This window comes from Pseudomonas sp. GW821-FHT07F01 (assembly GCF_059418825.1).
Genome location: NZ_JBWKQO010000006.1, coordinates 393,115 through 404,711, shown reverse-complemented (window position 1 = coordinate 404,711; position 11,597 = coordinate 393,115). Strand labels below are relative to the sequence as shown.

Below are 11,597 nucleotides of genomic sequence, written 5' to 3'. Positions count from 1 at the left end.
GGAGAAATGGAATGTCTTCCCTGTTTCGCGCCACCCTCATCGTCCTTGCCCTGCTGAGCGTCACCGCCTGTACCAGCAAGCGCATGTACACCCCCAACCGGGTGCTCCCGGCCACCATCCAGGCCGACCAGGAGCAGGTCAAGCAGGCGATCCTGAAGAACCTCGTAGCCCGCAAGTGGACCGTGCAGCGCATCAGCCCGGAGCTGATCCAGGCCGAGATCACCGTGCGTCAACAGTTCCACGCGGAGATCGATATCCAGTACTCCGCCAGCTACTACAAGATCGTCTACCGCGACAGCCGCGACATGGACTACAAGGACGGCAAGATCCACAAGAACTACATCCGCTGGGTGCGCCTGCTGGACAAGGGAATCCTGCGCGAACTGCGGGACAACCAGAACGAGCGGGCCGCGCAACAGCTGTCGGATGCCGCGGCCAAGAGCTTCCCGGCCGCACAATGAGCCCTTCCCTGTGACCCTGGTCACAGGGCTGCTTCACCCCCTTTGATGTCATGGAGAATGCGATGCGTTTGAAGACACTGGCGGCCACCGCCACCCTGCTGCTGTGCACCCTGCCCGGCGTCAGCCAGGCCCGCGATACGGCCCTGTACCTGCCCTTCGACAAGGTCGTGGCCGAGGCCATCAGCACCGGCAAGATCGACGGCAGCGTGAAGTTCTACCTGGCGGGAAACAAGCCGGCCGGCAAGGTCAGCGTGCTGAGCCCCGGCGCCGTGACCAACAAGAAGACCAATGCCTTCGGCAAGGCCGACCAGGTGGCCTGCGAGTGGGCCTTGCAGTCGGCACTGATCACCCTGCATGAAGCGGCGAAGAAAGTCGGCGCCAACGCCGTGACCGACATTGCCAGCTTCTACAAGAGCCACGAGCGCAAGGACGCCACCACCTATGAGTGCCATGCCGGCGCCATCATGGCTGGCGTAGCGCTGCGCGGAGACTTGTCCAAGGTCCAGTGAGCTGCGGCTGACAACGAAAAGGGCGCCTGAGGCGCCCTTTGCGTTTCCGGGATTTTTTCCGGAGCCCGGCCAGCGCCGTCTACACTCGCAACAGCAGGCCGGGCCAACGCCGCCTGCGGGAGCCAAGCGGTGCGACCGGACCTCGGCCGGCGTGACAGCGGCTCTTCTTTCACGTCCGTCAAGGAGCCGACCATGCAAGTGAAAGCGCTGATTGCCCTGGCCCTGCTAGCGGTCCTGAGCCCCACCAGCCAGGCCACCAACCTGATGTACATGCCCTTCGAAAAAGTCGTGGCCGACGCCGAGCGCGCCGGGCGCCTGGATGGCAGCGTGAGCTTCCACCTGGCCGGCAACCCGCTCGCGCCGGTGCTCCAGGTACGGCTCACCGAAGTCACCACCCACAAGAAGACCAATGCCTTCAACAAGAGCGATATCGCCGCCTGCGAATGGGCTTTGCAGTCGGCCCTGATCACCCTGCAAGCCGCGGCCAAGCGGGTCGGCGCCAACGCGGTGACCAATATCGTCAGCTACTACAAGCACCACGTGCGCAAGGACCTCAACACCTACGAATGCCATGCCGGGGTACTGATGGCCGGAGTGGCCCTGCGCGGCGACCTGGTGAACCTGCAGGCCCCGGTGCGACCCAACAGCCCCTCAGGGCGTAGCCCCGGTCTTGCGCGTCAGTAGCTCGACAAAGGCCTTGGCCATGGGCGAAGCCTGATCCTTGCGCTGCACCAGCCACACCGCCGACATCGCCGCCGGGTCCAGCAGTCGGCGATAGACCACGCCGTCGATGCGCATGCGCTGGTAGGACGCCGGCAGCACCGACACCCCCAACCCCGCCGCCACCAGGCCGATGATGGTCATGGCTTCCGCCGCCTCCTGAGCGAAATGCGGGGTAAAGCCGGCATCCCGGGACAGGCTCAGCAACTGCGCATACAGGCCGCTGCCATAGCTGCGGGGGAAAAACACAAAGGGCTCATGGGCCAGCTCCGCCAGGTGCAGCCCCTCTTCACTGCCACTGGCCAGCGGGTGCTTGGAACTGAGCACCGCCACCAGCGGCTCGCGCAGCAGCTCCACCACCGACAGCGAATCCGGCAGGGGCAAGGGCCGCATGATGCCGACCTGGATCGCCTGGTCCACCAGGGCCTCGGCCACCTGGGTGCTGCTCATCTCCTTGAGCTTGAGGTGTACCGCGGGAAAGCGCTGGCGAAAGGCGAAGATCGCCTGGGGAATGGTCGAATTGAAGGGCGCCGACGAGGTGAAGCCGATCTTCAGTTCCCCCAGCTCGCCCAGCTGCGCACGCCGCGCCACGTCCGCGGCCTTGTCCACCTGGGCCAGTACCAGCCGCGCCTCTTCCAGGAACAGGCGCCCGGCCTCGCTGAGCTCGACCCGACGATTGGTGCGTTCGAACAGGCGCGCCCCCACCTCCTGCTCCAGCGCCTGGATCTGCTGGCTCAGGGGCGGTTGGGAGATGCCCAGCACCTGGGCTGCACGGCCAAAATGCAGTTCTTCGGCGACAGCGATGAAGTAGCGCAGGTGACGCAGTTCCATGAGGGCCTCATTAAGTCTTAAAACCTATCAAACAGGTCGAACAATATATTGGAAAGAATCATTAGCCAGCTATATGCTTTTTCCATTGCCTGACCGGCTGCGTTCCCCCGAGGTCCCCCGTGAAATCCGCTGTTGCCGCTGTTGCCCCCTCCGCCCACGAACCCCCTGCCACGCCCCTGGACGAGGTGGTCGCCCAGCTCAACGAGGCCTACATCGAAAAAGGCACGCCGATGTTCATGCGCACCGTGCTGGCGCTGTTCTCCGGCGGTTTTGCCACCTTCGCCCTGCTGTATTGCGTACAGCCGATGATGCCGCTGCTGTCCCGGGACTTTTCCATCAATGCCGCCCAGAGCAGCCTGATCCTCTCGGTCGCCACCGGCATGCTGGCCATCGGGTTGTTGATCACCGGGCCGGTTTCCGACCGCATCGGTCGCAAGCCGGTGATGGTCGCCGCCTTGCTGGCCGCCGCCCTGTGCACCATCGCCAGTGCGCTGATGCCGAGCTGGCACGGGGTGCTGCTGATGCGCGCGCTGGTGGGCCTGTCCCTGAGCGGGCTGGCAGCGGTGGCCATGACTTACCTGAGCGAGGAGATCCACCCCCAGCACATCGGCCTGGCCATGGGCCTGTACATCGGTGGCAACGCCATCGGCGGCATGAGCGGGCGACTGATCACCGGGGTGCTGATCGACTTCGTCAGCTGGCACACGGCGATGCTGGTGATCGGCGGCCTGGCACTGATCGCTGCCGCGGTGTTCTGGCGCATCCTTCCCGAATCACGCAATTTCCGCCCCCGTTCGCTGCACCCGCGCAGCCTGCTGGACGGCTTTGCCATGCACTTTCGCGATGCCGGCCTGCCCTGGCTGTTCCTCGAAGGGTTCCTGCTGATGGGGGCTTTCGTCACCCTGTTCAACTACATCGGCTACCGCCTGCTGGCCGAGCCCTATCAACTGAGCCAGGCCTGGGTCGGGATGCTGTCGGTGGTGTACCTCTCGGGCATCTACAGCTCGGCAAAGATCGGCGCCCTGGCCGACCAGCTGGGCCGGCGCCGGGTGCTCTGGGGCACCATCGTGCTGATGCTGGCGGGGATCGCCCTGACCCTGCTGACCCCGCTGTCCCTGGTGCTGATCGGCATGCTGCTGTTCACCTTCGGCTTCTTCGGTGCCCACTCGGTGGCCAGCAGCTGGATCGGCCGTCGCGCCACCAAGGCCAAGGGCCAGGCGTCGTCGCTGTACCTGTTCAGCTACTACGCCGGCTCGAGCATTGCCGGCACCGCCGGCGGGGTGTTCTGGCACCTGGCGGGTTGGAACGGCATCGGCCTGTTTATCGGCGCCTTGCTGATCGGAGCCCTGTTGATCGCCATGAAACTCGCCAAACTCCCCCCTTTGTAGGAGCAGGCTTGCCGGCGAAGTGCTCCGCCAGGCAGGCGCAGGTCTTGAGGGCCCTTTCGCCAGCAAGCTGGCTCCTACACCGAGCGAACCTGACTGGCCGCCCCCTGTAGGAGCTGGCTTGCCAGCGAAGGCGTGCGCCAGGCAGGTGCAAGCCTTGAGGGCCCATTCGCCAGCAAGCTGGCTCCTACACCGAGCGAACCTGACTGGCCGGCCCCCTGTAGGAGCTGGCTTGCCAGCGAAGGCGTGCGCCAGGCAGGCGCAGGTCTTGAAGGCCCTTTCGCCAGCAAGCTGGCTCCTACACCGAGCGAATCTGGCTGGCCGCCCCCTGTAGGAGCTGGCTTGCCAGCGAAGGCGTGCGCCAGGCAGGCGCAGGTCTTGAGGGCCCTCTCGCCAGCAAGCTGGCTCCTGCAAAAAGTGTCCGCCAATGAAAACGCCCGGCAGGTGCCGGGCGTTTTTTAGGGGGGCGCTTATTCGTGGTATTGCGCCGACAACTCGTGCACCGCTTCCAGGAAGGCTCCGGCGTGCTCCGGTTTCACTTCCGGAGTGATGCCGTGGCCCAGGTTGAACACGTGGCCGCTGCCCTTGCCGTAGCTGGCGAGGATGCGCGCAACTTCGCTGCGGATCGCCTGCGGGTTGGCGTAGAGCACGGTAGGGTCCATGTTGCCTTGCAGCGATACCTTGCTGCCGACCCGGCGGCGGGCTTCGCCGATGTCACAGGTCCAGTCCAGGCCCAGGCTGTCCGCGCCGGCATCGGCAATGCTTTCCAGCCACAGGCCGCCGCCCTTGGTGAAGAGGATCACCGGAACCTTGCGCCCGTCGTGTTCGCGGATCAGGCCACTGACGATCTTGCGCATGTAGGCCAGGGAGAACTCCTGGTAGGCCGCCGCCGAGAGGCTGCCGCCCCAGCTGTCGAAGATCTGCACCGCCTGCGCGCCGGCACGGATCTGCCCGTTCAGGTACGCGGTGACCGACTGGGCCAGCTTGTCCAGCAGCAGGTGCATGGCTTGCGGGTTGTCGTAGAGCATGGCCTTGGACTTGCGGAAGTCCTTGGAGGAGCCGCCTTCGACCATGTAGGTGGCCAGGGTCCAGGGGCTGCCGGCAAAACCGATCAGCGGCACCCGGCCATTGAGTTCGCGACGAATGGTGCTGACCGCATCCATCACATAGCCCAGGTCCTTTTGCGGATCGGGGATCGGCAGGGCTTCGATGTCGGCCAGGGTGCTGACCACTTTCTTGAAGCGCGGGCCTTCGCCGGTTTCAAAGTACAGGCCTTGGCCCATGGCATCGGGGATGGTCAGGATGTCGGAGAAGAGGATCGCCGCATCCAGCTGTGGATAGCGGTCCAGAGGCTGCAGAGTGACTTCGCAAGCGAACGCCGGGTTCATGCACAGGCTCATGAAGTCACCGGCGTTGGCGCGGCTGGCACGGTATTCAGGCAAGTAGCGCCCAGCCTGACGCATCATCCACACCGGGGTGACGTCTACGGGTTGCTTGAGCAGGGCACGAAGGAAACGGTCGTTCTTCAGGGCAGTCATGTCGGCATCCGGAAAAAAAGTGGGGGCATTTTCTCAGAGCGCGACACAAAAGGCACGGCAAGAGCCGTTTCTTTATGTCTATGGGGGCAATTTGTCACGGGACGGGCACAGATCCCGTAGGAGCCAGCTTGCTGGCGAAGCGATCGACGCGGTGCATCAACAGCACCGCGTTATCGTTGTTCGCCGGCCAGCCGGCTCCTGCAAGGTGGGTCAGACGCCCAGGTAGTCGAGGATGCCTTCGGCGGCGTTACGCCCTTCGAAGATCGCCGTCACCACAAGATCAGAACCGCGCACCATGTCACCACCGGCAAAGATCTTCGGGTTGCTGGTCTGGTGCTTGAACTGGCCCTGTTCCGGGGCCACGACACGGCCCTGGCTGTCGGTCTGGATGCTGAACTGCTCGAACCATGGCGCCGGGCTTGGACGGAAACCGAAGGCGATGACCACGGCGTCGGCCGGGATGATCTCTTCAGAACCCGGGATCGGCTCGGGGCTGCGGCGGCCACGGGCGTCCGGCTCGCCGAGACGGGTCTCGACCACCTTCACGCCTTCGACGCGGTCTTCACCGACGATGGCGATCGGCTGGCGGTTGTAGAGGAATTTCACGCCTTCTTCCTTGGCGTTCTTCACCTCTTTGCGCGAGCCGGGCATGTTGGCTTCGTCACGACGATAGGCGCAGGTCACCGACTTGGCGCCCTGGCGGATCGAGGTGCGGTTGCAGTCCATCGCGGTGTCGCCACCGCCCAGCACCACCACCTTCTTGCCTTTCATGTCGACGAAGTCTTCCGGCGACTTTTCAAAGCCCAGGTTGCGGTTGACGTTGGCGATCAGGAAATCCAGCGCGTCATAGACGCCCGGCAGGTCCTCACCGGCAAAGCCGCCCTTCATGTAGGTGTAGGTGCCCATGCCCATGAACACCGCATCGTATTCGGCGAGCAGTTGCTCCATGGTCACGTCCTTGCCCACCTCGGTGTTCAGGCGGAACTCGATGCCCATGCCGCTGAAGACTTCGCGACGATTGCTCAGCACGGTCTTTTCCAGCTTGAACTCGGGGATACCGAAGGTCAGCAGACCGCCGATTTCCGGGTTCTTGTCGAACACCACCGGGGTCACGCCGCCACGCACCAGCACGTCGGCACAGCCCAGGCCTGCCGGGCCCGCGCCAATGATCGCCACGCGTTTTCCGGTAGGCTTGACCTTGGACATGTCCGGGCGCCAGCCCATGGCGAAGGCGGTGTCGGTGATGTACTTCTCCACCGAACCGATGGTCACCGCGCCAAACCCGTCGTTGAGGGTGCAGGCACCCTCGCACAGGCGATCCTGCGGGCACACCCGGCCGCAGACTTCCGGCAGGGTGTTGGTCTGGTGCGACAGCTCGGCGGCGGCGAGGATGTTGCCCTCGGCCACCAGCTTGAGCCAGTTGGGAATGAAGTTGTGCACCGGGCACTTCCATTCACAGTACGGGTTACCACAACCCAGGCAGCGGTGGGCCTGGTCGGCCGACTGCTGGGGTTTGAAGGGTTCGTAGATTTCCACGAACTCTTTCTTGCGTTGACGCAACAGTTTCTTCTTCGGATCCTTGCGCCCGACATCGATGAACTGGAAGTCGTTATTCAGACGTTCAGCCATTATCAAAACCTCATCACACTCTTCAGGCGCATATCACTGCGGGTTGGCACGGGTGCTGGAAAGCAACGACTTCAAGCTGGCAGCCTTGGGCTTGACCAGCCAGAAACGGCGCAGGTAGTCGTCGAGGTTCTCGGCGAGGTTACGGCCCCATTCGCTGTCGGTTTCCTCGACGTACTCGTTCAGCACGCGCTGCAGGTGGCTGCGATAGGCTTCCATCGCTTCGCCGCTGATCCGTTGGATTTCCACCAGTTCGTGGTTGACCCGGTCAACGAAGGTGTTGTCCTGGTCCAGCACATAGGCGAAACCGCCGGTCATGCCTGAGCCGAAGTTGTAACCGGTCTTGCCCAGGACGCAGACGAAACCACCGGTCATGTACTCGCAGCAGTGATCGCCAGTGCCTTCCACCACGGTGTGGGCACCGGAGTTGCGCACGGCGAAACGCTCACCCGCGGTGCCAGCGGCGAACAGCTTGCCGCCGGTGGCGCCGTACAGGCAGGTGTTGCCGATAATGGCGCTGTCCTGGGTCTTGTAGACGCTGCCCTTGGGCGGAACGATCACCAGCTTGCCGCCGGTCATGCCCTTGCCCACGTAGTCGTTGGCGTCGCCTTCCAGGTAGAGGTTCAGGCCGCCGGCGTTCCACACGCCGAAGCTCTGCCCCGCAGTGCCCTTGAAACGGAACGTGATAGGCGCCTGGGCCATGCCCTGGTTGCCGTGGAGCCTGGCGATCTCGCCGGAGATCCGTGCGCCGATGGAGCGGTCGCAGTTGCAGATATCCAGGGCGAAATCGGCGCCGCTCTTGTCATTGATCGCCGAGCGGGCCATCTCGACCATTTTCTCGGCCAGCAGGCCCTTGTCGAACGGCGGGTTACGGTCCACCTGGCAGAACTGCGGCTTGTCCGCCGGAATGTGGTCACTGCCCAGCAACGGGGTCAGGTCCAGGTGATGCTGCTTGGCGGTCTGGCCTTCCAGCACCTCCAGCAGGTCGGTCCGGCCGATCAGTTGCTCCAGGGAACGCACGCCAAGCTTGGCCAGCCACTCACGGGTTTCCTCGGCGACGTAGGTGAAGAAGTTCACCACCATGTCGACGGTGCCGATGTAGTGATCCTTGCGCAGTTTCTCGTTCTGGGTCGCCACACCGGTGGCGCAGTTGTTCAGGTGGCAGATGCGCAGGTACTTGCAGCCCAGGGCGATCATCGGCGCGGTGCCGAAGCCGAAGCTCTCGGCGCCGAGGATGGCTGCCTTGATCACGTCGAGGCCGGTTTTCAGGCCGCCGTCGGTCTGCACCCGGACCTTGCCGCGCAGGTCGTTGCCGCGCAGGGTCTGGTGGGTTTCCGCCAGGCCCAGTTCCCACGGCGCACCGGCGTACTTGATGGAGGTCAGCGGCGAAGCGCCGGTACCGCCGTCGTAGCCGGAGATGGTGATCAGGTCAGCATAGGCCTTGGCCACACCGGCGGCGATGGTACCAACGCCGGCTTCGGCCACCAGCTTCACCGACACCAGCGCCTGAGGGTTGACCTGCTTGAGGTCGAAGATCAGCTGCGACAAGTCTTCGATCGAATAGATGTCGTGGTGCGGCGGAGGCGAAATCAAGGTCACGCCGGGGACTGCGTAGCGCAGCTTGGCGATCAGGCCGTTGACCTTGCCACCAGGCAGCTGGCCGCCCTCGCCGGGCTTGGCGCCCTGGGCCACCTTGATCTGCAGCACTTCGGCGTTGACCAGGTACTCCGGGGTCACGCCGAAACGGCCAGTGGCCACTTGCTTGATCTTCGAGCTCTTGATGGTGCCGTAGCGCGCCGGGTCTTCGCCGCCCTCACCGGAGTTGGAACGCGCGCCGAGGCGGTTCATGGCTTCGGCCAGGGCTTCGTGAGCCTCCGGCGACAGGGCGCCCAGGGAGATACCGGCAGAGTCGAAGCGCTTGAGGATCGACTCCAGGGGCTCGACTTCGCTGATGTCCATCGGCGTGTCCAGGGTCTTCACCTGGAACAGGTCGCGGATCATCGACACCGGGCGGTTGTCCACCAACGCGGTGTATTCCTTGAACTTGGCGTAGTCGCCCTGCTGCACGGCGGCTTGCAGGGTGTTGACCACGTCCGGGTTGTAGGCGTGGTACTCGCCACCGTGGACGAACTTCAGCAGGCCGCCTTGCTGGATCGGCTTGCGCGGGCTCCAGGCTTCGGTCGCCAGGGCTTTCTGCTCGGCTTCGATGTCGACGAAACGTGCGCCCTTGATCCGGCTCGGCACGCCACGGAAGCTCAGGTTGCAGACCTCCTCGGACAGGCCGATGGCTTCGAACAGCTGCGCGCCACGGTAAGAGGCGATGGTGGAGATGCCCATCTTCGACAGGATCTTCAGCAGGCCCTTGGTGATGCCCTTGCGGTAGTTCTTGAACACCTCGTAGAGGTCGCCCAGCACTTCACCGGTACGGATCAGGTCGCCCAGCACTTCGTAGGCCAGGAACGGATAGACCGCCGAGGCGCCGAACCCGATCAGCACCGCGAAGTGGTGCGGATCGCGGGCGGTGGCGGTTTCCACGAGAATGTTGGAGTCGCAGCGCAGGCCCTTTTCAGTCAGGCGGTGGTGCACCGCGCCGGTGGCCAGGGAGGCGTGGATCGGCAACTTGCCCGGCGCAATATGACGGTCGCTGAGGACGATCTGGGTGCGGCCGGCGCGAGCGGCTTCTTCAGCCTGGTCGGCGACATTGCGGATCGCGGCTTCCAGGCCGACGCTCTCGTCGTAGTTGAGGTCGATGACCTGGCGCTCGAAACCCGGGCGGTCGAGGTTCATCAGCGAACGCCACTTGGCCGGGGAGATCACTGGCGAGCTGAGGATCACTCGCGAAGCGTGCTCGGGCGACTCCTGGAAGATGTTGCGCTCGGCACCGAGGCAGATCTCCAGGGACATGACGATGGCTTCGCGCAGCGGGTCGATCGGCGGGTTGGTGACCTGGGCGAACTGCTGGCGGAAATAGTCGTAGGGGGTACGCACGCGCTGGGACAGCACCGCCATCGGCGTGTCGTCGCCCATCGAACCCACCGCTTCGTAGCCCTGCTCGCCCAGTGGGCGCAGCACCTGGTCACGCTCTTCGAAGGTGACCTGGTACATCTTCATGTACTGCTTGAGCTGGTCGACGTCGTAGAAGGCCGAACCGTGGTCGTTGTCTTCCATGGTGGCCTGGATGCGCAGGGCATTCTTGCGCAGCCATTGCTTGTACGGATGACGGGACTTCAGACGGTTGTCGATGGCGTCGGTGTCGAGGATCTGCCCGGTCTCGGTGTCCACGGCAAAGATCTGGCCCGGGCCGACCCGGCCCTTGGCGATCACGTCCTCGGGCTGGTAGTTCCACACGCCGATTTCCGAAGCCAGGGTGATGAAGCCGTTCTGGGTGGTGACCCAGCGCGCCGGGCGCAGGCCGTTGCGGTCCAGCAGGCAGACGGCGTAGCGGCCGTCGGTCATGACCACGCCGGCCGGGCCGTCCCACGGCTCCATGTGCATCGAGTTGTATTCGTAGAACGCGCGCAGGTCGGCGTCCATGGTCTCGACGTTCTGCCACGCTGGCGGAATGATCATGCGCACGCCGCGGAACAGGTCGATGCCGCCGGTGACCATCAGCTCCAGCATGTTGTCCATGCTCGAAGAGTCGGAACCCACGCGGTTGACCAGCGGGCCGAGCTCTTCCAGGTCCGGGATCAGGTCGTTGGCGAACTTGGTGCGCCGGGCCACGGCCCAGTTGCGGTTGCCGGTGATGGTGTTGATCTCGCCGTTGTGGGCGAGGAAGCGGAATGGCTGGGCCAGCGGCCATTTCGGCAGGGTGTTGGTGGAGAAGCGCTGGTGAAACACGCAGATCGCGGTTTGCAGGCGCTCGTCACCCAGGTCCGGATAGAAGGCGGCGAGGTCCGCCGGCATCATCAGGCCCTTATAGATGATGGTCTTGTGGGAAAAGCTGCAGATGTAGTGGTCGGTGTCGGCGGCGTTGGCCACCGAGGAGCGGCGACGGGAACTGAACAGCTTGATGGCGAAATCCTGGTCGCTCAGACCCTGGCCGCCGATGAACACTTGTTCGATCTGTGGCAGGCGCTCCAGGGCCAGACGCCCGAGCACACTGGTATCGATCGGTACTTTGCGCCAGCCCACCAGTTGCAGGCCGGCGGCGAGGATCTCGCGGTTCATGTTTTCGCGAGCGGCTTCGGCTTTCACCGGGTCCTGGTTGAAGAACACCATGCCCACCGCATATTGCTTGGGCAGCTCGATGCCGAAGTGCTCCGTGGCGACTGCGCGCAGGAACAGGTCGGGCTTTTGCATCAGCAGACCGCAACCGTCGCCGGTCTTGCCGTCCGCGTTGATCCCACCGCGGTGGGTCATGCAGGTCAGGGCCTCAATGGCCGTTTTCAACAGGGTATGACTGGGTTCGCCCTGCATGTGGGCTATCAGGCCGAAACCACAGTTATCCTTAAATTCATCTGGTTGGTACAGACCTGCTTTCATAGACACTTTCTCACCAGGCTGCCTCTTTTAGAGGCAAATTTC

Annotated in this window: 8 protein-coding genes; 4 read left to right on the top strand and 4 right to left on the bottom strand. The window is 64.0% G+C overall.

Translation table 11 applies throughout. The features are described 5' to 3' along the window. The first annotated feature begins 11 nt into the window (after nt 1-11). The 3 genes from AC07R1_RS23660 to AC07R1_RS23650 all read left to right on the top strand — a co-directional run bounded on the left by AC07R1_RS23660 (nt 12) and on the right by AC07R1_RS23650 (nt 1,654). Entirely contained in the window at nt 12-461 is a 450-nt protein-coding gene (locus tag AC07R1_RS23660) for a hypothetical protein (RefSeq protein WP_011058834.1), read from the top strand. Nucleotides 462-523: 62 nt separating this feature from the next. Beyond that, complete coding sequence (locus AC07R1_RS23655) at nt 524-970, top strand: hypothetical protein (protein WP_011058833.1); 447 nt, start codon at nt 524-526, stop codon at nt 968-970. Between the two features lie 192 nt (nt 971-1,162). Continuing rightward, nucleotides 1,163-1,654 (top strand): excinuclease, encoded by a 492-nt coding sequence (locus AC07R1_RS23650; protein ID WP_495110983.1) that lies wholly within the window; start codon nt 1,163-1,165, stop codon nt 1,652-1,654. Here the strand turns inward: AC07R1_RS23650 and AC07R1_RS23645 are convergent. Then, nucleotides 1,622-2,521, bottom strand: a complete 900-nt coding sequence (locus AC07R1_RS23645) for a LysR family transcriptional regulator (protein ID WP_011058831.1) — start codon at nt 2,519-2,521, stop codon at nt 1,622-1,624. The genes AC07R1_RS23650 and AC07R1_RS23645 overlap by 33 nt on opposite strands. Before the next feature lie 119 nt (nt 2,522-2,640). On the opposite strand from AC07R1_RS23645, the gene AC07R1_RS23640 reads away from it, so the two are divergent. After that, on the top strand, nt 2,641-3,909 hold the full coding sequence (locus AC07R1_RS23640) for an MFS transporter (protein ID WP_053148680.1): 1,269 nt from the start codon (nt 2,641-2,643) through the stop codon (nt 3,907-3,909). 467 nt (nt 3,910-4,376) lie between these two features. On the opposite strand, the gene hemE is transcribed toward AC07R1_RS23640, so the two are convergent. The 3 genes from hemE to gltB all read right to left on the bottom strand — a co-directional run bounded on the left by hemE (nt 4,377) and on the right by gltB (nt 11,555). Next, nucleotides 4,377-5,444, bottom strand: a complete 1,068-nt coding sequence (gene hemE / locus AC07R1_RS23635; protein ID WP_495110982.1) for a uroporphyrinogen decarboxylase — start codon at nt 5,442-5,444, stop codon at nt 4,377-4,379. Nucleotides 5,445-5,654: 210 nt separating this feature from the next. Further along, nucleotides 5,655-7,073 carry an FAD-dependent oxidoreductase gene (locus AC07R1_RS23630; protein ID WP_011058828.1) on the bottom strand — a complete coding sequence of 473 codons (1,419 nt, stop codon included), beginning with the start codon at nt 7,071-7,073 and terminating at the stop codon, nt 5,655-5,657. Between the two features lie 33 nt (nt 7,074-7,106). Next, nucleotides 7,107-11,555 carry a glutamate synthase large subunit gene (gltB, locus tag AC07R1_RS23625; RefSeq protein WP_011058827.1) on the bottom strand — a complete coding sequence of 1,483 codons (4,449 nt, stop codon included), beginning with the start codon at nt 11,553-11,555 and terminating at the stop codon, nt 7,107-7,109. Nucleotides 11,556-11,597 lie beyond the last annotated feature (42 nt).

Excerpts from the sequence above, each read along its gene's own strand:
- AC07R1_RS23650 (WP_495110983.1), top strand. The coding sequence starts at position 1,163 with ATGCAAGTGAAAGCGCTGATTGCCCTGGCCCTGCTAGCGGTCCTGAGC.
- AC07R1_RS23660 (WP_011058834.1), top strand. The coding sequence starts at position 12 with ATGTCTTCCCTGTTTCGCGCCACCCTCATCGTCCTTGCCCTGCTGAGC.
- AC07R1_RS23630 (WP_011058828.1), bottom strand. The coding sequence starts at position 7,073 with ATGGCTGAACGTCTGAATAACGACTTCCAGTTCATCGATGTCGGGCGC.
- gltB (WP_011058827.1), bottom strand. The coding sequence starts at position 11,555 with ATGAAAGCAGGTCTGTACCAACCAGATGAATTTAAGGATAACTGTGGT.
- hemE (WP_495110982.1), bottom strand. The coding sequence starts at position 5,444 with ATGACTGCCCTGAAGAACGACCGTTTCCTTCGTGCCCTGCTCAAGCAA.
- AC07R1_RS23655 (WP_011058833.1), top strand. The coding sequence starts at position 524 with ATGCGTTTGAAGACACTGGCGGCCACCGCCACCCTGCTGCTGTGCACC.
- AC07R1_RS23645 (WP_011058831.1), bottom strand. The coding sequence starts at position 2,521 with ATGGAACTGCGTCACCTGCGCTACTTCATCGCTGTCGCCGAAGAACTG.